This is a genomic window from Undibacterium sp. SXout20W (assembly GCF_049340285.1).
Classification (GTDB): domain Bacteria; phylum Pseudomonadota; class Gammaproteobacteria; order Burkholderiales; family Burkholderiaceae_D; genus Undibacterium.
The window spans coordinates 54804-78341 of the sequence record NZ_JBMPPH010000012.1 but is presented as its reverse complement, the minus strand read 5'-3'; the positions used below and the strand labels follow the sequence as shown (position 1 = coordinate 78341).

The 23538-nt window shown below is 46.0% G+C and carries 18 protein-coding genes, 1 tRNA gene and 1 pseudogene; 9 read left to right on the top strand and 11 right to left on the bottom strand.

The window, feature by feature from the left end; translation table 11 throughout:
* Window positions 1-3 precede the first annotated feature (3 nt).
* The 4 genes from ACO0K1_RS08755 to ACO0K1_RS08740 all read right to left on the bottom strand — a co-directional run bounded on the left by ACO0K1_RS08755 (window position 4) and on the right by ACO0K1_RS08740 (window position 4646).
* Window positions 4-1146 carry an ABC transporter permease gene (locus ACO0K1_RS08755; RefSeq protein ID WP_423024763.1) on the bottom strand — a complete coding sequence of 381 codons (1143 nt, stop codon included), beginning with the start codon at window positions 1144-1146 and terminating at the stop codon, window positions 4-6.
* The gene (locus ACO0K1_RS08750; RefSeq protein ID WP_423024761.1) at window positions 1143-2915 is read right to left on the bottom strand and encodes an ATP-binding cassette domain-containing protein; all 1773 of its coding nucleotides are present in this window, start codon (window positions 2913-2915) and stop codon (window positions 1143-1145) included. The genes ACO0K1_RS08755 and ACO0K1_RS08750 overlap by 4 nt, the downstream gene beginning before the upstream one ends.
* On the bottom strand, window positions 2912-3889 hold the full coding sequence (hlyD, locus tag ACO0K1_RS08745) for a secretion protein HlyD (RefSeq protein ID WP_423024759.1): 978 nt from the start codon (window positions 3887-3889) through the stop codon (window positions 2912-2914). Before hlyD ends, ACO0K1_RS08750 begins: the two co-directional genes overlap by 4 nt.
* 61 nt (window positions 3890-3950) lie before the next feature.
* Window positions 3951-4646, bottom strand: coding sequence for a TetR/AcrR family transcriptional regulator (locus ACO0K1_RS08740; RefSeq protein WP_423024757.1), 696 nt, complete (start codon window positions 4644-4646; stop codon window positions 3951-3953).
* Window positions 4647-4984: 338 nt separating this feature from the next.
* Between ACO0K1_RS08740 and ACO0K1_RS08735 the strand changes: the two genes are divergently transcribed.
* From ACO0K1_RS08735 to ACO0K1_RS08720, 4 genes are all read left to right on the top strand, one after another.
* A complete protein-coding gene (locus ACO0K1_RS08735) occupies window positions 4985-6091 on the top strand; it encodes a patatin-like phospholipase family protein (protein ID WP_423024756.1) in 1107 nt (368 codons plus the stop codon).
* A gap of 7 nt (window positions 6092-6098) precedes the next feature.
* Window positions 6099-6845 (top strand): acetoacetate decarboxylase, encoded by a 747-nt coding sequence (locus tag ACO0K1_RS08730; protein ID WP_423024754.1) that lies wholly within the window; start codon window positions 6099-6101, stop codon window positions 6843-6845.
* Between the two features lie 10 nt (window positions 6846-6855).
* Window positions 6856-7638 (top strand): 3-hydroxybutyrate dehydrogenase, encoded by a 783-nt coding sequence (locus tag ACO0K1_RS08725; RefSeq protein WP_423024752.1) that lies wholly within the window; start codon window positions 6856-6858, stop codon window positions 7636-7638.
* A gap of 475 nt (window positions 7639-8113) precedes the next feature.
* The gene (locus tag ACO0K1_RS08720) at window positions 8114-8920 is read left to right on the top strand and encodes a hypothetical protein (RefSeq protein WP_423024750.1); all 807 of its coding nucleotides are present in this window, start codon (window positions 8114-8116) and stop codon (window positions 8918-8920) included.
* On the opposite strand, the gene ACO0K1_RS08715 is transcribed toward ACO0K1_RS08720, so the two are convergent.
* From ACO0K1_RS08715 to ACO0K1_RS08705, 3 genes are all read right to left on the bottom strand, one after another.
* Window positions 8894-9562 (bottom strand): carbonic anhydrase, encoded by a 669-nt coding sequence (locus ACO0K1_RS08715; RefSeq protein ID WP_423024748.1) that lies wholly within the window; start codon window positions 9560-9562, stop codon window positions 8894-8896. The genes ACO0K1_RS08720 and ACO0K1_RS08715 overlap by 27 nt on opposite strands.
* Before the next feature lie 575 nt (window positions 9563-10137).
* A complete protein-coding gene (locus tag ACO0K1_RS08710) occupies window positions 10138-10578 on the bottom strand; it encodes a ProQ/FINO family protein (RefSeq protein ID WP_423024746.1) in 441 nt (146 codons plus the stop codon).
* A gap of 144 nt (window positions 10579-10722) precedes the next feature.
* Entirely contained in the window at window positions 10723-11583 is an 861-nt protein-coding gene (locus ACO0K1_RS08705) for an endonuclease/exonuclease/phosphatase family protein (RefSeq protein WP_423024744.1), read from the bottom strand.
* A gap of 543 nt (window positions 11584-12126) precedes the next feature.
* On the opposite strand from ACO0K1_RS08705, the pseudogene ACO0K1_RS08700 reads away from it, so the two are divergent.
* Both ACO0K1_RS08700 and ACO0K1_RS08695 read left to right on the top strand, forming a co-directional pair.
* Window positions 12127-13054: pseudogene (locus tag ACO0K1_RS08700) on the top strand (histone deacetylase family protein).
* A 58-nt stretch (window positions 13055-13112) separates the two neighbouring features.
* Complete coding sequence (locus tag ACO0K1_RS08695; RefSeq protein ID WP_423024742.1) at window positions 13113-15788, top strand: GNAT family N-acetyltransferase; 2676 nt, start codon at window positions 13113-13115, stop codon at window positions 15786-15788.
* 183 nt (window positions 15789-15971) lie between these two features.
* On the opposite strand, the gene ACO0K1_RS08690 is transcribed toward ACO0K1_RS08695, so the two are convergent.
* Complete coding sequence (locus tag ACO0K1_RS08690; RefSeq protein ID WP_423024740.1) at window positions 15972-17216, bottom strand: NADH:flavin oxidoreductase/NADH oxidase family protein; 1245 nt, start codon at window positions 17214-17216, stop codon at window positions 15972-15974.
* Window positions 17217-17390: 174 nt separating this feature from the next.
* On the opposite strand from ACO0K1_RS08690, the gene ACO0K1_RS08685 reads away from it, so the two are divergent.
* On the top strand, window positions 17391-17810 hold the full coding sequence (locus tag ACO0K1_RS08685) for a MerR family transcriptional regulator (protein WP_423024738.1): 420 nt from the start codon (window positions 17391-17393) through the stop codon (window positions 17808-17810).
* 52 nt (window positions 17811-17862) lie between these two features.
* Here the strand turns inward: ACO0K1_RS08685 and ACO0K1_RS08680 are convergent, their stop codons facing one another.
* Window positions 17863-18342 (bottom strand): DUF1348 family protein, encoded by a 480-nt coding sequence (locus ACO0K1_RS08680; RefSeq protein ID WP_423024736.1) that lies wholly within the window; start codon window positions 18340-18342, stop codon window positions 17863-17865.
* Window positions 18343-18764: 422 nt separating this feature from the next.
* Between ACO0K1_RS08680 and ACO0K1_RS08675 the strand changes: the two genes are divergently transcribed.
* The gene (locus ACO0K1_RS08675; protein WP_423024734.1) at window positions 18765-19325 is read left to right on the top strand and encodes a PEP-CTERM sorting domain-containing protein; all 561 of its coding nucleotides are present in this window, start codon (window positions 18765-18767) and stop codon (window positions 19323-19325) included.
* Between the two features lie 337 nt (window positions 19326-19662).
* Here the strand turns inward: ACO0K1_RS08675 and ACO0K1_RS08670 are convergent.
* Together ACO0K1_RS08670 and ACO0K1_RS08665 are read right to left on the bottom strand one after the other, a co-directional pair.
* Window positions 19663-19738, bottom strand: a tRNA-His gene (locus tag ACO0K1_RS08670).
* Between the two features lie 98 nt (window positions 19739-19836).
* Complete coding sequence (locus tag ACO0K1_RS08665) at window positions 19837-20403, bottom strand: hypothetical protein (RefSeq protein ID WP_423024732.1); 567 nt, start codon at window positions 20401-20403, stop codon at window positions 19837-19839.
* A 1452-nt stretch (window positions 20404-21855) separates the two neighbouring features.
* On the opposite strand from ACO0K1_RS08665, the gene ACO0K1_RS08660 reads away from it, so the two are divergent.
* Window positions 21856-23475, top strand: coding sequence for a methyl-accepting chemotaxis protein (locus tag ACO0K1_RS08660; protein ID WP_423024730.1), 1620 nt, complete (start codon window positions 21856-21858; stop codon window positions 23473-23475).
* Window positions 23476-23538 lie beyond the last annotated feature (63 nt).

Below are 23538 nucleotides of genomic sequence, written 5' to 3'. Positions count from 1 at the left end.
GATTTAATCCAAAGTTCGTTTTGTTTTGCGCGCTGTTAAACCTACCCATAGCAAACCCAGCAGGCTTAAATAAAGTGCATTCAAATACAGCGCGGAAGTGACCAAATCAGTCTGAAATAAAGTTTGTAAAGAATTCGCGAAATATCGCGCCGGAATAATACGCGTCAACCATTGCAGATAAACCGGCATACTAGAAATCTCAAAAACAAATCCCGACAACATCATCGCCGGCAAAAATGCGACTGTCAGCGCGGCCTGAGCTGCATTAAACTGATTACGCATTACAGTGGAAAGAAATAGCCCCTGACCTAAAGCACAAGCTAGAAATAAACTTGAAATCCCGAACAAGGCCCATATCGATCCGCGAAATGGTACCGACATTACGGCGACGGCAACGATCAGACACAGCAGCATAGCCGTCATTCCTAACACGTAATAAGGGATGATTTTCGACAAAAGCAACTCGGTTTTAGTCACCGGTGTCGCCAGCAGCGCCTCCATTGTGCCGCGCTCCCATTCGCGGGCGACCACGAGAGACGTCAACAAAGCACCAATAATTGTCATCACGACGGCAATTGATCCCGGCACCAAAAAATTACGACTGACATTCGAAGGATTAAACCAGGTGCGGGTTTCTACATTAATACTTGGTCTCATCGTCACACCACGATTTTCACCTAAGGTCATTTGCCAACGTGCCCAAGCACCATTCACATAGGCTGATACAAATTGTGCCGTATTAGGCTCCGAACCATCGGCAAGCACCTGAATCGCAGCAGCCCCCTGGCCTTGTTGGACTTTCGCAGAAAAATCGCTACCGATAATGACCATGCCACGGATCTCGCCACGGATCAAAGCAGCCATCAACGCTTGGCGGCTGTTTCCGCTGGTGATCTGAAACGCATTACCAGCGCGTAGTGTTTGTTCAAACTGCAATGCTGCTGACCCGGTATCCTCCACTAACAAACCGACACGCAGATAATTAGCATCCAGGTTAATGCCGTAACCAAACACAAACAACAAAATCAAAGGCATCACAAACGCAATCAAAATACTACTGGGGTCACGCACAATTTGATACGTCTCTTTTCGACATAAAGCCAATAAGCGACGACTGGAAACTGCGCTAAAAGATAAACGCATCATCGATCGGCCTCCAATACCAATTCAATAAACGCATCTTCCATTGTGGGATTGGGCCGCTCCGGCGTCACCACTTTGCGCTTGAGATCATCAGGCGTGCCGAGCGCCAGCAATTTACCACGATAAATTAAAGCGATTCTGTCGCAATATTCAGCTTCATCCATAAAGTGCGTGGTCACCATAATCGTGACACCCTTATCCGCCAGACCATTGATATGCGTCCAAAATTCACGCCGCGTTACCGGATCGACGCCCGACGTTGGCTCGTCGAGAAATAACACTTGCGGTTCGTGCATCACCGCACAAGCCAGCGCCAACCTTTGCTTAAATCCTAGTGGTAGTTTTTCAGTGGGACTATTTAAGTATGTTTGCAAGGCAAAAGCATCCACCATTTGCGCCATTTTTTTACTCTGCGCAGCACCACGCAAACCATAAATACCAGAAAAAAATTCCAGATTCTGTTGCACCGTTAGCTGTGCATAGAGAGAAAATTTTTGCGCCATATAACCAAGTAATTGGCGCGCCTTGGAGGGGCTGTCTTTTAGATTTGTCCCCATCACTAATGCCTGGCCAGAGCTTGGCTTTAACAAACCACATTCCATCTTAAATGTGGTTGATTTACCTGCCCCATTAGGGCCGAGCAAACCAAAAATTTCTCCTCGCGCCACTTTAAAACTCACGTGATCAGTCGCCACAAAATCACCGAAACGTTTCGTCAAATCGCGCGACTCAATCACAGGTACTTGCTTGGCACCAGTGTCTGGATGCAATTGATACAAATCTGGCATCAATGCCGCCAACACGGATTCACCACCAGGACCACCGCCCAAGGCACTGATAAACGCATCCTCCAATCGCGGCGCGACCTCTGACAGCTCTGCGTCCGGACCAGCATCAAGTAATGCCATTTCAGGCCGCTTGTTCACATCCCTTAAAACGATCCTGACATTACGACCTTGAATCACACCATCCATCACTTGTGGCAAGCGTAGCGCACGGCGCAACACATCGCGCCGATGCCCGGCGATACCGCTGACATGCAAGCAGCGTCCTTGCATTTGATTCATTAATGTTTGCGGCGCGCCGCTCGCCAATATCCGACCATTGCTCATCAGCCTGACATCATCGCAGAGCTCTGCCTCATCAAGGTAGGCCGTACTCCACAGTACCGTCATACCACCTTGCGCCAACTCGCGCACCATTTTCCAAAGTTCACGCCGTGAAATCGGATCTACACCAACGCCAGGCTCATCGAGCAATAGCACTTGAGGCGTCCCAAGCAAGGCGCACGCGAGTCCGAGCTTTTGCTTCATGCCGCCTGATAATTTCCCCGCATAGCGCTGTTGAAATTGACTCAAGTCAGTAAATGCCAATAATTTTTCAAAACTAGCTAAGCGCTCTGCGCCAGTGACGTTACGCAGATCAGCGTATAAAGTCAGATTTTCAATCACACTCAAATCTTCGTACAGGCCAAATTTTTGTGGCATGTAACCAACGTGTTGATGCAGTTCATCACTTTGAGAGAATGGATCAATCCCATTGATCTTGACGCTACCCGAGGTAGGTTGCAGTAAACCAGCCAACAAACGCAGAAATGTAGTTTTCCCAGCGCCATCAGGACCGACTAATCCTGTAATTGTGCCTCGTGCAATACTGGTGTCGATTTTTGCAATGGCATCAACTTCTTGTCCGTCAAAACGCTTCACCAGATCGCTGACGACAATTGCGTCATGTTCTGTACTGAGCGCCAGATCGCGTGCGACTGATGTCATTGTGTGGACCTGATTGTGACGGGCATTCCTTGACGCAACTGTACGTCAGCGTCATCCACCACAACCCTGATGCGGTACACCAATGAGGTTCGTAAATCAGTGGTTTCTACTGATTTAGGTGTGAACTCCGCTGTGGGCGACACGAATCCGACCACGCCGTGGTAAGGCTTACCAGGCCGTGAGTCGCTCAGCAAAGTAACATGGGCACCGGCGGGGAATAGCCCCAATTGCGGTTCTGGCACATAGGCACGCACCCACACTGGCTTGGTCAACGAAACATTAAACGCTGCACTACCTGCTTGCACCATCGATCCCAGTTCAATGACCCGAGTGAGGACAATGCCATCACTTGGCGCAACCAAGACCGCATCGCGCACAGCCAACTGTGCGCTCGCAAGATTGGCACGAGCTTGTGCCAATTGCGCGTCGGATTCTGCGATTTCTTCTTTGCGATAGCCACGTTGCATTTCCAAAGCCTGCTGCTGAGCAACTTTCAATTGTGCGCTCGCCTGATCGCGGGCGGAACGCACGTCATCCAGCACATGCTGCGTTGTTGCCTGCTCTGTCACCAAGGCACTTTGTCTGCTGAATTGTTTTTCGGCATTGGCTAATGCGGCTTCGGCGACCATGACTCTGGCTTTGGCTTGCTCGATATCTTCCTGACGATAACCAGTATGAATCATGGCATTTCGCGCTGTTAGTGCAGCCAGATTAGCGGCAGCACTTTGCAAGCTATTTTTCAAAGGCTCCGTATCCAATGTAGCCAGCACATCCCCTTTCTTCACCAACGCACCCTCATCCACTTTGACTTCTGCAACCCGACCGCCCGTCCGGAAAGCCAACGTGGCCTCACGAATATCAACATTCCCATAGATCGTGGTAGTTGAATCCGCAGCATGTTTTGAAAAAAAACCAAAATACGCGATTGCAGATAATCCCAGCACAACAGCAACAACAATCAATTTCTTATTCATAAATTCCTCAGTCATTTTGGCATTTTCAATATTTTTTCAAGCACGCTGTTTATCACCCTGATTAGTGGTCGCTGGTGATCACGACTGGCATCTGCTTTTCTTGACGTCTGATACCGGAAAGCGCCCATACTAATCGTTGCTTTGCCGCGGATGAATCGCGCATTAAATCTCGGATTTTTTGTGCATCTACAGGCAACCAAGTGCACCCTTGCATTACTTCACCAGCTAATAACATCGGCATTCCCACTGCGGTCATAATAAAAATCATGATGTGCAATACTGAACCGTCAGGGATACTGTTTTCAGATTGTGCCGCTTGCAATAAACGGTAAATAATTTGCGGATGACGATGCGGCAGGTTCAGCAAGAATTTTTGCGCGGCCACCTCGCCAGCAAATGCATCTGCACATAAATGGCTGATAAACGCAGCGTTGTTACTGACGAAATCAATTAAGTTTTCTATGGTGATTTGCAATCGAAGCAATGCTGAACTTTCACCTTGCGCCTCACTACTGTGGCGCAACTGTGCATAAATTGGTTGATACCAAATTTCTACCAACTCAGCTAAAAACGTATCTCTATTTTTAAAGTGATACACGAAACTACCTAAATTGACTTGCGCGTGAGAAGCCAATTCACGCACCGTCAGGCCGCGCAACCCCTTTAATCCAACAATTACCAGACCACTTTGCAATAACGCGTCACGCGTACTTAAACGCACATCCTTGGCGCTATTTGAATTTATTTCTTTTGTCAATTTGTTGCGCCTAGTGTCAATTTTATCTTCGAACTTTCATTTTATACACACGTATAAATAAACTCAAGAAATTCTTATACGCTTGTATAATTCAACACGAAGGGTATTTTAACCACATAGGTAAGCGATATGAGCAATATGATTGACATGAGCGACATGCATTGCATTCACCAGTCAGTTCGCTTGTGTCGTACTTGTCGGCGAAGATCACAACAATGTCATAAATTAAATACAAGTTTCAGTTAATATCTGCATTCAGCTGCACGCCAAAATGATTGCGCAGTGCATTCTGTGTAAAAAGCATTCACCGATATTGGTCTTTATCCCGGAAGGACAGCATGACGCAGCAAAGTACAGTTTTAATCTTACAAGGCGGCGGCGCTCTTGGCGCCTACCAGGCGGGTGTTTATCAGGAATTGCATGGCCATCAGACCCCCATCGATTGGGTCATCGGGACATCTATTGGCGCTATTAATGGCGCCCTGATCGCAGGTAATCCCCCAGAAAAACGGGTTTCCCAATTGCGTGCGTTCTGGGACAGCCTTGCGCCCAATGCAACTCATCGGGCGACATTCTGGCCTTCTTTCGCGCCATGGATTGGTGTAAATAGCACGATGAACACTGTTGGCACCATGATTAATGGCGTCAATGGTTTTTTTTCGCCACGACCTGGTGCGGCCTGGGATATCAATGCAAAAGTTCCTTTAAACCAAGTCGGTTTTTATGACACTTCCCCACTAAAAAGTACCTTAGAGAAATACGTTGATTTTGATTATTTAAATCAAGGAAACGTGCGCTTATGTGTTTGCGCAGTCGATCTGGACAATGGTCAAAGTGCTGTATTCGACAGTAGCAAGCAAGTGATACGCCCTGAGCACATCATGGCCAGCGGCGCGCTTCCTCCCGGCTTTCCACCAGTCGAAATCGACGGCCGAGCGTACTGGGATGGCGGCGTCTATTCTAATTCCCCATTGGAAATTTTTCTGGAAGAAGGTGGCAATAAAGACGCACTCTGCTTCATGATTGATTTATGGGATCCAACTGAAACCCGACCATCATCGATATCAGAAGCGATGGCGCGCTACAAAAATATTCAATACGCAAGTCGCTCAAAAGAGCAATTGCTCGCATACCAAAAAATTCATGATCTGCAACGCGCCATCAGAACAATTTCAGAACATTTGCCAGCAGCAGCACGCAATGGCAAGGCGTTAAAACCATTGATATCATTAGGTTGCGATCACACGATCAATGTCGTCAATCTCATTATGAAAGCATTGCCTGACGATCATTACTTCAAAGATGTCGACTTTAGTAGCAGCACCGTGCAAGCTCGCTGGGAAGCTGGGGCACACGACTGCCAACGCGCTCTCAAACATAAAGCCTGGCTACAACCTTTACCACCGCACGCCGGACTTATTATTCACGAACTGCCGCAAGAATAGGATAACCATGACCGAAGAAGAGATTCGCCAAAACGCATTTGCCATGCCATATAGCAGTCCCGCCTTTCCGCCTGGCCCGTACCGGTTTACAGACCGTGAATACCTGATCATTAGTTATCGTACTGATCCCGAATTGCTCAGAAAGATCGTTCCTGCACCGTTGCAATTAGCAGAACCCATCGTCAAATACGAGTTTATTAACATGCCCGACTCGACAGGATTTGGGCACTACTGCGAATCAGGCCAGGTAATACCAGTGACGCTCGACGGTGTGCATGGTTCTTACGTTCATAGCATGTATCTGAACGATCACCCTCCCATTGCAGGCGGGCGCGAAATCTGGGGATTTCCGAAAAAATTAGGCGAACCTGAGCTACGTGTTCACAAAGATACGCTACTCGGGACATTAGAATATAGTGACACACGGATTGCCACGGGAACCATGGGTTTCAAGCACACAAAACTTGATCACGCCGCGATTAAGGCGTCAATGGAAGCACCCAATTTTTTATTGAAAATCATCCCTCATGTCGATGGTACGCCACGCATCTGTGAACTGGTACAAGTCAACTTGACTGATATTGTCGTCAAAGGTGCATGGGGCGGCCCGGGCGCATTGGAGCTTTTTGCCCATGCAATGGCACCAGTTGCTAACTTACCCGTCCTGGAAGTACTGTCAGCAGTGCATATTTTGTCCGATTTAACCCTCCCCTATGGTAAGGTTGTACACGATTACCTCGCCCCAACTAAGTAAAGGAAACCTCATGTTACTCAAAGATAAAGTTGCTCTCATTACTGGTGCTGCCAGCGGTATTGGTAAAGAAATCGCGATCGAATACGCGAAGCAAGGCGCAAAAATCGTTATTGCGGATATGGCTCTGGAAGCAGCACAAGCGACGGCCAAAGAAATCGAACAAAGCGGCGGCACTGCAATGGCAGTCGCAATGAATGTGACTGATGAAGGGCAAGTAGATAAAGGTGTCGCCGACGCCGTTGCCGCCTATGGCACGATCGACATCTTGATCAGCAACGCTGGCATTCAAATCATCAGCCCTATCGTCGAGCTGAGCCTGGATAACTGGAAAAAAATGTTGGCCATTCACCTTGACGGCGCTTTCCTCACAACACGCGCCTGCATGCGTGCAATGATCGCCAGCGGCAAAGGTGGAAGTGTCATCTATATGGGCTCCGTGCATTCACATGAAGCCTCGCCATTAAAGGCTCCCTATGTTGCCGCTAAACATGGTTTGATTGGACTGGCGAAAGTGGTTGCCAAAGAAGGCGCTAAAAACAATATTCGCGCCAATGTGATTTGCCCGGGTTTTGTACGGACACCGCTGGTCGACAAACAAATCCCAGAACAAGCAAAAGAATTTGGCATCAGCGAAGCCGATGTCATTAAAAACATTATGCTCAAAGAAACGGTCGACGGGGAATTTACGACCGTCCAGGATGTTGCTCAAACTGCCCTTTTCCTGGCCGCTTTCGGCACCAACGCATTGACAGGCCAATCGATCACTGTGAGCCACGGTTGGCACATGCAATAATTACATCAGTTAGATTGGTATTCAAATAACCAATGCTCAGCCTGCGTCCTTAACCAGCGCAGGCTTTTTTTTCATGCATTTGCAACAGCTAATTCAAAAAAATAAAGTAAATCAAGTAGATCAAATAAATCAAATAAATCACAAGCATTAAAAGTTCTGCATTGCAATTTACAAAATATTAATTGTTCTAAAATTTTTATAAACAATGTGAAATCAAATCAATCTTGAATTCACAGGTCTATAATCAATTCACAGAGACGACCTGCCTCACAAATAAAATGCTCGCTGAAATTAGTTGAGATTCGCTGAGATCAGCCGATCTCAGCTACTTTTAATTGACCGCAATTGAAATTTCAGCAAAAAGCATAGAAAAACACATCAGAAAGCGCCTATAAAATGGGCTTTCTACTGATAAAAAAGTTTTGCCGAGCACTTTTTTCGGCGTTTTTGCATTCGCTAAAAAAAGACATCCCATATGACTTACCAATTATTCCGACGCACATTGCCAATGGTGGCATCATCAATGCTCACAAAAGTGCGTTGTACAAGCTTGCTGCTGTGCGGGCTGTTTTTTGCTTTACCGAATAGTTCAAATGCCTCAGCAGACTCAGTCAAGTTATATTATGAAAACAGAGCGCCGTTTATGCAGGTTCTAAATGGGGAACTGTTTGGATCAGAGGGATTGCCAGCAAGCACTGCACTGAAAGCAGCCGGGATCCCATTTACCCTCTCGGAAGCCCCTGTTGCCCGTCAATTGTTCGCTATTTACAACAACACAGAGCCCGCCTGTGCCATCGGACTTTACTGGACCTCAGAGCGAGAAAAAGCAGGGAAATATACGCAGGCAATTGCCCTTAGCTCTCCGCAGAGTGCAGTAGTCCGTGTGGACAATCCAAAGACGAATCGCATCGAGAGCCTTGCGGAGCTGCTAGGAAACCAGTCACTTACATTGATACTTCGTAACGTTTATTCATATGGGGACAACGTTGACGCCATGCTAAAGAAAGCTAACGCACACATTTTACGTCCCGCTGAGAGCAGTTATGGCAGGGTAAAACTGGTTTTAATAGGTAGCGTCGATGCTGCATTATTTTCGCACGATGAAGCAGAGTATCAAATTAAGCAATTTGGTGAACAGGGGAAAAAATTAGTCATTAAACGATTCCGCGATGTCCCAGAAGGCAAGCCTCGCTACCTCTATTGCAGCAAGATGGTCGACGATGAAACCATCAAAAAAATCAATGACGCACTTAAATCAAGTGTCGTGGCGCGCAACCCCTAACGGGCACACCATTGGCAGGAAACTTCCTGATCGATCAGAATAAGCCAACAAAGCGCCATTCGTCATATCAAAATACCAGCCATGAAGCGCGATATCTCCGCTCGCCTCTCGTTCAGCAATCCACGGAAAACTGCGCAGATTATTAATAGACAGAATCACAGCGCCCAATTCACAGGCACGCTGTTGCTCGGCCTGCGTACAATGGGATAATTGCTGCAGGACTTGCTTTTTAACTGGCTCCGCGATTTTCATCCAGCGTCCAATAAAATCTATCTTACGAGATGGCTTGTACCCTTGCATCAATGCATGGATACCGCCGCATTTTTCGTGTCCCATGACGATGACGCGCTGGACATTCAAGGTTTCAACGGCAAACTGAATGGCGGCGCTAACGCCATGTTGATGGGCTGATTCGTTACATGGCGGAACAAGATTACCAACATTGCGAATAACAAAGATGTCACCTGGGTCACAATCCAACAACAACGCTGGATCAACCCTGGAGTCACAACATCCTATCAACAAAGTCGTCGGATTTTGTCCGTGATTGAGCTTGTCATAGATAGAATCCTCGACAGCAAAATATTTCTGTTGGAATCGTTGAAAGCCCTCGACAAATTGATGAATATTTTTCACTTCCACAGAGCATCTCCGTTATGAATTTCACGTTTTACAGGGCCACAAAGCGTGCTCAACCTGACTTTACCGATCATCTTATCGGTAAAAATAGGCATCGTGATTTTAGCGTAATAAAGATTAAAGTTAGGCAAGCAACAGATCAATTTCTGTTTTCAATCAAACTAAGCGACCCCAATGTCGGGAAATGATCTGCGACTTGGCAAGCAGACAAAAAAAAATCCCTCAACGAGGGATTTCTGCAACAAATATCAAATCAAGGATACTTGTCACTCATTAATTGCGGACGACATATTAACAACCCAAAACAGACCGCACGACAGACGACCCGACAAGCGACCCGACAAACAACCCAGCAATCATGCCAACACTCAAGCCAACAAGTCATTCATGTTGACTACACATTTTCTATTGCAACCAGGCAGCATGTTTTAGCGTTTGCCTGGATTTACGCCAATCTTCCAACATCTGTGGCGCGATCTCGTGTCATTTTTTTGAGCATCTCCGGCGTCGAGGTATTCGCTGCTATTTCGATACGATAACCTAGGATCTTTGGCCAGAAGTAAAGATGCGGGGTGGGACTATTTAGCAAATTTCATCGCTAATTGATTCAATTTTTCCGCCCGCTTTTTAGCATTTTCGGCTTCCTCAGCTTCGGCTTTCTTTTGGCGCTCAAATGCGGCTTGTTCTTTAATGCGAGCTGCGTTTTTCTGTGCTCGTTCTTTAAGCATCGTCACCGCATAAGCACGATGGGTATCGTTGAGGGCGTCGGTTGCGTTTCCTTCGAGATCAAAGCGAGTTTCTGCTTTTGATAATTTTTGCAAATAGCGGGTAGATTTGGTGTGGTAGGCAAGCGTCATGCGCAATACTTTGCGATCTACATCTGGCAGCTTGGCGATAATTTGTTTATCAATGCCAATACTTAAAGGCTCACTATTTAAAAAAACAGGAAAAGCCTCTTTTAAGGTTTTTAACAACGCCTGGGCTGCTGAGACTGGAATAGACTTACTTGTAGTTTGCATGAATATAAACGTAAAATTTTACAAAGTCCTCTAGCATAACATACGTGCTGCGAGGCTTCTCCAAATGATGCACCATGAATGACACATCCAGAGCGGTGAGTAAGAAAAACCTCTCCAGAAAGTCTCACACCTGACGAACATTGCTCAAAAAAAAGAAATTCTAGCCATAACCGGGAAATGATCCGACGGGTAACGCTGCTCTTTCGAATCAGTTAACACGCCATATTTAGCGACACGAACATGGTCGCTCACAAAAATATAGTCAATCCTGGCGATTGGCGCAATATCAAAGCGAAAACCATTAAACGTTGCCACCGGCCCATAAGGTGGCGTCATACTAATCACAGATGCATCATGCAAAGCAGCTTGGATGTTTTGCACTTGCTCGGTATCCGGTGTTGAATTCAGATCACCAACAAACACAACCATACTTTCGCCTGCAATTTCATGAATTTTTTGAATCATCAACTTGGCCGATTCGCGTCTTGCCTGCACCCCTTGGTGATCAAAATGTACAGAAAAGAAATAAAAGTCTTTCTTAGCAGCTAAATCACGGAATTTCGCCCACGAGGCAACGCGCTTGCAACAAACGGCATCCCATCCCAAGGATGGACGATCCGGTGTCTGGCTGAGCCAAAAATCACCATGTTTCAATAATTCAAATCGCGTGTTTTTATAGAAAATTGCCGAATGTTCGCCAGCATGGAGGCCGTCATCCCGCCCAGCGCCTACGAAAGAATACTCCCTCATCTCCGCAAGGTCGGTTATTTGGTCAATTAGACCTTCTTGCGTACCAAAAATATCGAACTCGTGAAATCGAACCAGGCTTTGCACCATTTCTTTTCTATTGGACCAACGGTTAATACCATCCTCAGGCACATTCAGCCTTAAATTATAGGTCGCAACATTGATATCAAGCGTTTCAGCAGACACAGAAAAAGGAGTAGAAAGCAATATGAAAAGGGGAAAACAAGAGGATATCCAGAACTTCACTGCACCGCGCATATATCGTCCAAAAAAAAGAAAAACACCAAAATCAAGCCTGAATCGCATTTTATATTAATATTTTAATAAAATTATACCTAGATTAGTGCCAAATAAATACTTTTAAGAAATTATTTATTAAGCATTAACTTGCCCGCTGCAAAGCAATCTTGGCACATCCCAACAAACTGAACGTTATTATTTATATCAATTTAATTCTTTGATTTAGCGATTGCCTATTTTTTAGCATCACCGATAAGAGCTAGTCTGGGCTTCACTTTCGACAAAGTTATCCACAAAATCAGTGGATAATAATTTACCAAATTAACATGGCAAACGACGCTGACGTTAACTATAAAGATCTCAGTAAAATTGCTATTTTGTAATTTTTTTTAATTTTTTCTAAATTGAGCTTTTAAGAACAACAAAATTGATTTGCTTCAACGATGGCGCTGGTAAGTCTTATACAATCAACCACAATGACGCACCATTTAAAGACCGCATTGACTAAGCGTAAAGAGTCGATGGAAATACACCTGTCAGTTCCACCCCTGAAGGAAGTCCATGTTACCAGCTTATATTTCGCATGACGATTGCACTAAGCACGAAATGGGAGCGCAGCATCCAGAATGCCCTGAGCGCATAGGTGCCATCAAAGATCAATTATTGGTAACTGGTTTATTAAATTTCATGGAGTCATTCGACGCACCACTGGCGAATGAACAGCAACTAGCGCGATCACACGACCCAGCCTACGTACATAAGCTCGCCGCCCTCACACCTACGGAAGGCTACGTGCATGTCGATCCCGACACCCAGATGAATCCGTACACGTATCGCGCTGCATTGCGTTCGGCTGGGGCCGCTGTGCTGGCGACCGATCTGGTCGTCACAGGCAAAGCGCCAGTGGCATTCTGCAACATACGCCCGCCGGGTCATCATGCCGAATATAGTGCAGCGGGTGGATTCTGCTTTTTCAATAATGTCGCCGTCGGGATTCGACATGCTTTGGAACAATATGGGCTAGAACGTGTCGCTCTCGTTGATTTCGATGTTCACCATGGCAATGGCAGCGAAGACATTCTGCATAGCGATCAACGCGTACTAATGTGCTCAAGTTTTGAAAAAGAATATTTACCCGTTTTCTGGTGACATACCAAAACGCGCGAATATGATTAATATCGGTCTTCCAGCACGGGTAGGTGGCAAAGAGTTCCGGCGAGCGGTCGAAGAACACTGGTTGCCAGCATTGGAACAATTCAAGCCGGAAATCATCTTTATCTCCGCAGGATTCGATGCGCATCGCGAAGACGACATGGGCAATCTCGGACTGACAGAAGCCGATTTTGCGTGGGTGACCCAACAAATTGTACAAGTTGCAAAACGTCACTCTCAGGGAAGAATAGTTTCTTGCCTGGAGGGTGGATATGTCATGTCGCCGTTGGCACGAAGTGCAGCCGCCCACGTCAGAGTACTCATCGGTGCGGATTAATCATCATTGAATCATCATTGAATCATCATTGAATCATCATTGAATAAGCGGAATCTCTATGGACAAGCATTACCTTACCCCTTTGTTTTCTCCAAAATCCATCGTCGTCTTCGCCGGTTGCAATGCAGATTCTGCCCCAGCGAATAGCCAAGCTGAGTTGCTGATAGAAAATTTCAAAAGCGGTGGTTTTTCAGGCCCACTAACGTATCTCGATATCGGCATGAGCGGCACACTCAGTGATTTGGTGAAATCACGTGTCGATCTGGCTATCATCGCCCTACCCAACGAACAACTTTGTGCAGCACTCGAAGTCGCAGGGAGTATTCACTGCAAATCGGCCATCATTATTTCTCGTGGCGTCAACGCCAGTGAAGCAAAAAAAATGCAGGACATCTCCAAGACTTATGGCATGTATCTGCTCGGCCCTAACTGCATGGGATTTCAGCGTCCAGCGCAACATCTCAATGCAAGTACCCTAGGGCGTATGACACAAAAAGGCGCTACTGCTTTAGTCTCTCAATCTGGCGCCGTCACCAACTCCATACTCGACTGGGCAAGTTCAAATGGCGTCGGCTTTTCAGCCGTTGTATCGCTTGGTGATCACTCGGTCATTGACATCGCCCAGGTACTTGATTTTCTGGCGGAAGACGCAGCGACTCACAGCATCGTGGTATATCTGGAGAACATTAAAAACGCTCGTAGCTTTATGAGTGCGTTGCGTGCAGCAGCGGTGTCCAAACCAGTAATTATCATGAAGACAGGACGTAGTCAGGTGAGCGCAGAAGCCACTGCGACCCATGCTGGCGCGATGGTCGCCAGCGATGAGGTGTTTGATGCAGCACTCAAACGTGCAGGCGCGGTGCGTGTGCAGACTTTTGTACAACTTTTCGCCGCCGTCAAATGTTTGTCTGCCCGCTATTTACCTGTTGGTGCACGATTGGCCATCATATCGAACGGCGGCGGCCCTGCCATGATGGCCGCCGACTGGGTCAAAGAACTCAAGTTAAAAATAGGAAAATTATCAATAGAAGCGACGGCAGATCTCTTACCAAAACTATCAAACCTTGCCAGCGTAACGGACATGATCGATCTTGACGAAAGTGCTGATGCACATCATTACAGCAGCGCGGTGAATGCATGTCTCGCGAGCTCTAAGATTGATGGCATTCTGGTGTTGATGTCACCCAAACCGCATCTGGACATCAATGGCATTTCTCAAGCACTCGCCGATCTTCAACCCACGATCAGCAAACCATTGATCACTTGCTGGATGGGTGATGATCAGGTCGCTTCTGGTCGCAGCATTCTCAACAACGCATCCATTCCGACCTTTCGCACACCGGAGGCAGCAGTTGATGCTTTCCATAATATTGCATCCTTTCATCAGAACCAACAATTACTGCATCAAGTGCCATCTTCATTATCAGAACTCGCTAAACCTGATATCGAAGGTGCCCGCATTCTGATCGAAAACATTCTGGCTGAGCGCCGCAAAGTGCTGACAGAAATGGAATCTAAGGCATTGTTATCTTCCTTCCATATTCCCGTCACCAGAACCATATTGGCGCGTTCAGCAAATGAAGCAATATTAGTAGCGAATCAACTTGGATATCCGGTCGCGCTCAAAATCGACTCCTCCGACATCGTGCATAAGTCCGAGGTGCGCGGTGTTGCACTGAACATTCACAATGCGACAGGCGTCCGCGATACGTGGTTGGACATGATGGCCACCGTTTCACGGTTAAAACCGGAAGCCAAAATTAATGGCGTGACAGTACAAAACATGTCCGGAAAACCGGATGGCCGTGAACTCTATATCGGCGTCCGCACCGACGCACAGTTTGGCCCTGTGATCTCTTTTGGTGCCGGCGGCACGATGATAGAACTCATCGCCGATCGCGCACTTGAATTACCTCCGCTCAATCAGTTTCTCGCTCACCGTCTGATTGAGCGCGTACGATCTGCGGAAACGCTGGGAACATGGCGCGGTGCGCCTGAAACCGATCGTGAATCTTTAGAGCGAATTTTATTGCGTGTCTCAGAAATGGTCTGCGCATTACCGCAACTACGTGAGATCGACATCAACCCATTAATTCTGGATGCCAATGGTGCCTTAGTCGTCGACGCACGTATCGTGATTGAGCAAACAGTGCCAGCGCATAATTATGAACACCTGGCAATTCTCCCCTACCCGTCGGATCAGGAAACTGAGTGGCCAATGCGCGATGGCAATCGCTACAAAATCCGGCCGTTGCATCCGCATGACGCCGAGATGCTACAAACCTTAGTTCGCAATCTATCCCCTGAAAGCCGCTATTTCCGCTTCATCTCATCGATGCGCGAATTACCTGAGCGCATGCTGGCTCGCTTTACGTTGATTGACTATGACAGAGAGATGGCAATGGTGGCAATGTATCCAGAACGCACCGCCAATCCTGAAGGCGGATTTACCGTCAATGAAAAAATTATTGCCGTATCACGCTACGTGACGAATCCAGATAAAAGTAGCTGCGAATTTTCATTATTGGTTGCTGACGAATTCAACGGTCAGGGCCTCGGTTCACGCATGATGCTGTCCATCATTGATGTCGCCCGTAGTAAAGGTCTGACCAGTATCGAGGGCTTGGTACTCGCCAAAAATGCAGGGATGTTAAAGCTCATGCGTAGTCTGGATTTCAAAATTCAGATTTATGAAGAAGATCCGGATTTGAAATTGTGCGTACGTTCTTTATAAAGTAATTAAAGTACCCCTACATTTCAACATCGATTTTCATCGAAAAAGACCAGATGGAATGACTATCTCACGATGCATTCGATCTGGTTTTGATCGTTCCATAACTACCTCGACGATAGGCGATGCAATCTTTCACTCAAATTAATGAGTCAAGCAGGCACCATTAAAATGCGCAAATTGACGTCAGTTTTTTCCCGACGTTGTCTGATCGACGATCCATTTTCGATATCGTCGCGCTTTCATTGCATCGTTAAACTGCTGCAGTAAAAATGCGATAACCGGAGAAACCGTCGGTGTTGAAAGCTTGCCCATGCTTAAACGATTGAGTTGGAACTTGACCACTGCCATGTTGGCAAGGGACGCCAAGGCCTTATTTTTCCAGACAATAGGTGGCAAGGCAGGCGCCTTTTTTTCACCGCGTTTCCAGAGAGCTGGCAAATGTGGTTCGATGGCTAATGCAGTGGCAATCCCTGCCATGGCAACACCAGATGCCAGCACTTGCTCGACCACTTCGATACTGCGAATGCCACCTGTCACCATCAACGGCATAGTTGCAATCGACAGCATATCCTGCGCAAATTCTAAAAAATAGGCTTCGCGAGCCAGCGTCCGACCATCTCGGGCTATGCCTTGCATCGCTGGTGCTTCATAGCTACCACCGGACAATTCGACCAAGTCAACCTGTAAATCATTGAGCCACTTAACAACTTGCCGCGCATCTTCCTGCGTAAAACCTCCCCGTTGAAAATCAGCAGAATTAAGCTTGACGGCAACCACAAAACTGGCTGACACCGACGCCCTCACTTGTTTAACGATGTCGAGCAGCAATCTCGCCCGATTTGCTAAAGACCCACCCCATTGATCCTGGCGATGATTGCTGAGTGGGGATAAAAATTGACTCAGCAAATAACCGTGCGCTGCATGAATCTGAACACCAGAAAATCCCGCCAATTCCGCCAGTTTTGCAGCATTCACAAAACGACTTACGACGTCCGCAATATCAGTCGCCGTCATTTCTCTGGGCACCGTAAAATGCTTTGATAAATTTCCAAGATCTAAAGCAATTGCTGATGGCGCCATTGCCACTTGCTGCAAGGAACCCGGGGTCTGGCGCCCGGGATGGTTGATCTGCATCCAAACTTGCGCACCATGTGCGCGTGCAGTTTGTGCCCACACTTTAAAACGATCCAGATGTCGATCATTTTCAAGAACAACCCCGCCAGGACCGGTCATTGCCCTCGCATCGACCATGACATTGCCAGTGATCATGAGACCCACTTCACCAATAGCCCATTGCTGGTATAGCCGAATAAGCTCATCAGAAGGCGCATGATCGTCGTCGCCCATATTTTCTTCCATCGCAGCTTTCGCAATCCGATTAGGAATCTGTGTGCCATTGGGCAAGACTAGCTCTTCCAAAAATTTCATTCTGCGCTCCTGAATTGACAATATTGATAGCTTAAGCTTAAAGTTAAGTTTAATGTCAAGCAGATTATTACGCTTAGTTTTGTGCCTGGGTTTGTGCCTGGGTTTGTGCTTAGTTTTGTGCTTGGGTTTGTGCTTAGTTTTCCGCTTAACTTTGAAATTTAATAGAAGGACACCATGAAGATTAGTGAATTAGCCAAATTAGGCGGCGTCAACGCGTCACGCATCCGGTTTTACGAAGCGCAGGGGCTCCTTCCCAGTACTGCCAGATCGGCCAATGCCTACCGTGAGTATCCACCTGAAGCGGAAATTTTGCTCAACATGATCACGATCGCACAACAAACCGGTTTTTCCTTAAAAGAAATCAAAACCATGCTGCCGCAGGATTTTTCAAGCTGGAAGCATGAAGAATTGCTGGTCATGCTCAAACAGAAAATTGAAGATATTAACGCCATGCAAGAACGTTTAGCACAAAACAAATCCAACTTGCTCTCGTTGATTCAGTTCATCGAGTCCAAACCAGACCACCTCAGCTGCACAGAAAACGCAGAAGGTGCACTCGCGCAATTGAGGCAAGGAAAAAAGACGGCCGCATAGTCTTACAATACGGCAGGTTGAGAGCGCATCAATAAACCCCGCAGAGCAGCAATCACAAACCCAGGTCACTCAAGCCGGGATGATCATCTGGACGACGTCCTTGCGGCCAGTGAAATTTTCGTTCCGTCTCAGAAATCGCCATATCGTTAATGCAGGCGAAGCGAAATTTCATTAAGCCATGCGCATCAAATTCCCAGTTTTCATTACCATACGAGCGAAACCAGTTACCTTCCACGTCGTGCCACTCATAGGCGAACCTGACTGCGATACGATCACCTTCAAAGGCCCACAACTCCTTAATGAGTCGGTACTCTTTTTCACGCTCCCATTTGCGCGTCAAGAATTGCACAATCTCTTCGCGCCCCTGCGGGAACTCCGAACGGTTACGCCATCTGCTATCAGTGGTGTAGGCCAATGAGACGCGGACAGGATCACGACTATTCCAACCATCTTCCGCCATTCTGACTTTTTGGATAGCAGTGTCGCGATTGAACGGCGGAAAAGGCGGGCGCACTTCGGCTGAGTTACTCATCGTATTAATCCTTCAATTAAATTGAAAAGTTTGTGCGAATTGACTTCATAGGCTATTTTTTAAATTTCAGAAGGAAGTTTTCGACACTAATTCATAGAAAATTCAGGCGTTTTTTCACACGTCAGTCACCTCATCTAACCTCTTATTGATCAAGATTGTACATTCATCAAAGAAAAGTACCGTAGCGGGGAATTTTTTCTTGTTAAAAGTAAATGAGAAGCGTGATGCCACCGATCGGTTCGATGACTCCACCGTTCTATTATTGCAAGGCATCGATTTCATTACGCGCAATTGCGTAATGAATTAATGTCGGAATAACTTACACTTCTTTTCAACATTGCGCTAAAGCCTTGATTTTTAACGATGGCATATTAATTGCTAGGTAATTTATTGCCTTTTTAATAATTTTAGAAGGAATAAAAATGAACATTAAATCTATAAGCATCGCGCTTCTCAGCTTGGTATTTTCTGCATCTGCGTATGCGACTACATACACCTACAACACAGATGCATCTATAAACTCAACGGGAGGAGGAACTAAGAGTTCCCCATTGGGTGGATCTCCGTTAATACTGACGGCAGGAGAACAATTTACAGTCAGTACCGACCCGAGCCAAATTTGGCTGGGAGCAGACAGACCTGGAGATCCAAATGCCGGAACGCTTACCACCACCGCCAATGGAACCACGAATGCTTCTTGGAACTTAGGTAACTTTGGCTTCTTTTTACCTGGTCTGCCATTCGTACAGATCGGCTCCCTCATTGGTGAAATAAACGATGTTTATGCATTCATTGGCGCTGGTACAAAAACTTTTACAGCATGGGAAACGGGCGCTCTGACTTTCCAATATGCAGACATAAATAAGTCAGACAACGCAGGAATAATCGTTAGCAATGTGACTGTACCTGAGCCAATGACACCCGTTTTGGTCGGTTTTGGCTTACTGGCACTGCTTGCAATGCGTCGCAAAACCCAGCAGTAGTAGTCATACGCTGTATCTGGCATTGATTCAAACGTTGATTCAAACGTTGATTCAAACATTGATTCAAACGTAGTTTTCAATCAAACCGCCTGAGGGCGGTTTTTTGTTTCCACTCGCGGTATGCGCGATTTTGTAGGGAATTTTGCGAGCTATTGCATAGAGAGAGCAATTACTGCTCAGCATCTGAAGAAACTAAGCACCGAATTTATATACGCGACGGGTTGTTGAGGTGAAACCTTCGGCGCAGGCTTTTAGAAAATTTCTAAATCTTAGAAAATACAAACAAAAAAAAGCTCACATGAAAATCAAGTGAGCTTTTAATTTACAACGTATTCGGTGGGGTGGACGATGGGGCTCGAACCCACGACAACAGGAATCACAATCCTGGACTCTACCAACTGAGCTACGACCACCACTGAAACTCTTTAGCCTAATATTGCACCAAGAGAGCTCCGCATTATACAAGCCTTTCATGTTTTTAGCAATAGTGCCTGCTGGCTATGGTTTTCAATCAAAATTGAACGTTACCTCCATTTGCACCGCCGCCCATGCTACCACCCGCACCAACGCTTCCACCGCGAGAGTGGCCGCCACTGCCCGGGCGGCGCTGCACGCCATCCGGCGCATCCCTTTTACTATCTGCCTGCATGAGCAACTGCTCGGATAAAAAATTTTGAATTTTCTCACGCTGATTGTCATCGAGAGCATCATTCAAGGTCAGACACAATTCACGTATCTGCTTATTTTCCTGGGAAGAAATCGCTTCTTCATCTTCAATTTGTTTATTCAAATCGCGCAACTCAAGTCTGGGTTGCTTAAGACTTTTGCTTATTTCAAACTGCATGTGCTCTCGCCGCACCCCGCGTTGATGCGCAATTGACCGTAATTTAACTTCGGTTTGTTGCCACAGCAGATCCTGATTTTTGGTCAAACTTAATGATGTCTTAATTTGCGTTGAATTCAGTAGTAAATTGTCGAGACCAAATTCCATTACGGACATTGCTTGAGTCGAGTCAATCGATAAGGCAAACACAGTAACAAGAACAAGTACAGACTTTTTAAGTTGGCAGAAGCGCATATTAAACTCTAAAGATAAAAATTTTGGGGAAACAAACTGAAATTGCTAACGAGCGATATCACTCCTCACATGCTAACTGAAAACATTTTTTGAAAAGTAACGAAGCAAGTAAAAACTATACGCAACGTAGTTTCTACATCCACCAAAAATGGCTAGCTCATTTTTTGAATAACGACTGCCAACATCAATAAAATTCAAAAAAGCTCGCACCAGAGTCAGCAGCGGGCTTAAACTCACCATTCGGTAAGGAGAGGAGCATGCAATGATACATTCCTCAATATAAAGTGAACAAATGACCGCAAATGACAGCATGGGAATTTTTAGATTTTTCCCGAAACACTAGCCAAATCACAGAGCGCAGCACTGCACAGAGTTTGTGCACCAACGCCTCCAGAGCAATCAATAACATAGCTAAATCATCGATATTCGATAGGCACACCTCAACTTTGGAGACGGCTAAAGCTAATTGATCAACCCAAACGTTCGTGCGAGTCTTTTTAAAGTATGAATAAGTTGGGATGCTGTGATTTTGTCTTGTATCCGGATCGCCTCTTTTACATCGGCTATTGTGCTTGCTTAAGCATTGGCAAACGACCTTAAAATTTTGATATAAACAGGTACATGCCCTCGGTCCCTCTGCAAGCCATTTTGTAAATTAAGGCCTTCAATTGTATCCGGCTGGCCCAGATGAGCGTCACTCTGAGGGTTAAAGATGGTTTTTTATCGCCGGATTTTTATAGACCGTTCGATTAATTTTTAAACAATCCTGACATTACCTTTAACAATCTCATTGGAGCAAAGAGTCGCTGTCTATTTTTTCCTTGACCCAGACTGTGCTTTGGTATAAACATGAAAAGAGTTGCACCTGAATAAACACTTAACAGGTTGCCTAGAAAAATTCATTCCTTCGCCATCTTGCATCTCAAGATGGATGTGACTCTTCACATCATTGTTTCAAGATTATAGTTTTTTTACGATGAGACCATCGCCAACATTAGCGAGAAATGCCGAAGTTTTCTCTTTGAAGCCAGCGGACATCGTTTTGGATAAACAAGAAATAATCTGTTCTTAGTGGCCCACAAGTAATAAATATTCGGTAACAAGTGATTCGAGCTGTATGCATAAAACCGACTTGTTTGTGGCTTTTTGAGTGAACGTCTTTGCAACAATGATTTAGCGCTTCTAGCGCCTATAGCGCCTCTAGCACCTATAGCATCTCTAGATCCACTAGTCTCCCTAGCTTTTTAAGTTTTTTAAGTTTCTCTAGTTTTCTGAGTAAAACGCCTTTGAATAAAGTATTTCATTATTAGCAATATTAAAAAACATTAATAAATTAAGTTGTAAGCGACCAAATGTAATTTTTTGCAAAAAGATAAATTTCCCTGTGGAAAAACTTTCTCTTAGGAATGATACTACGCACTGTACTCGCACTGCATCTCAAGGAGCTTAACCATGAACTTATTACGTCGCCTCAAGTTATCAAAAAGACTTTCAGTTCTTATCGCACTATTTTCTGCCGGCTTCATTATCTACGGCGCATGGTCATTCAAAACCTTAGATGAGCTAAAAGTTGGCGGCCCTGTATATCAACGCATAGTACAAGGCAAAGATCTTATCGCTGACGTCTTGCCGCCACCAGAATATATCCTCGAATCATACTTAGTTGTATTCCAAATCATGGCAACCGAAGATCCAGGAGAACAAGAAAAGTTGATCGGACATTTCAAGGAATTAAAGAACGACTACGACACCCGCCATGTTTTTTGGGGCAAAGAAGGCTTGGACAGCGATATTGCTGATGCACTTCTCAATAAGGCTCATGAGCCTGCACAAGCGTTCTACAATACGGCATTCAATGAATTCATCCCTGCCGCGCAAAAGCAAGACAAAGACGCGATGACGGCGGCAATGCAGAAAATGAAAATTAGCTACGCGACACATCTTGCCGCCATCAACAAATTAGTCGATCTCACGAATAAGCGCTCAGACGCCTTTGAAACTGAATCAAAAAATAGGATAACGACGGCAAGTATACTTTTGCTAGCGATCTTAATCATCTCTTTAAGTATTGGGATTATTGGCGCCATACTCATTTCACAAAGTATCGTTCATCCGCTCAATGACGCTGTCAAAATCGCTAAGATTGTAGCCTCAGGTGATCTGACCAGCGACATCTCAAGCAACTTTTCCGATGAGCCAGGTCAACTTCTGCAAGCATTAAGTGAAATGAACAATAGCTTAGCGATGACCGTAGAAAAAGTTAGAAATAGCACAGAAATAATGGCAACAGCGTCCGAAGAAATCGCCACAGGGAACCTGGACCTGTCCTCAAGAACCGAAGAACAAGCAAGTTCGCTTCAAGAAACTGCCTCCGCAATGGAAGAACTGACGAGTACGGTAAAGCAAAATGCTGACAATGCAAGACAAGCAAATCAACTGGTGGTCTCAGCATCTGATGTGGCAGTGAGCGGAGGAATAGTCGTCAAAAACGTCGTAGAAACGATGGGGTCAATTAAAGATAGTTCGCGAAAAATTGTCGATATTATCAGCGTCATTGATGGCATCGCTTTTCAAACCAATATTCTCGCTCTCAATGCGGCGGTAGAAGCCGCGCGTGCCGGCGAACAAGGACGCGGTTTTGCTGTTGTCGCCGCAGAGGTGCGCAATTTAGCGCATCGTTCTGCCAGCGCCGCGAAAGAAATTAAAGCCCTCATTGAAGATTCGGTCGAAAAAGTAAATACCGGCAGCGAATTAGTCGATCAGGCTGGCGCAACGATGGACAATATTGTGACCTCCGTTAAACACGTTTTGGATATCATGAGTGAAATCGCGGCTGCAAGTCAGGAGCAAAGTCTTGGTATTGAGGAAATCAATCACGCCGTGACTAAGATGGATGAAGTCACACAACAAAATGCAGCTTTAGTAGAGCAAGCAGCGGCAGCGGCAGCAAGCTTGCAGGAACAGGCCGCACACTTAATGAGCGAAGTCAGTGTGTTTAAACTACTGCCTGCAACGGGTAGCAGTTTCGCTTTGAGAGCCCCACAACGCTTGGCGCTCAATTTTTCAGCTTAGCATTACAGTGCGAGCGGATTTAATTTCCGCCCCGAGCTAACCTAAAACCTGCACCGTCAGATA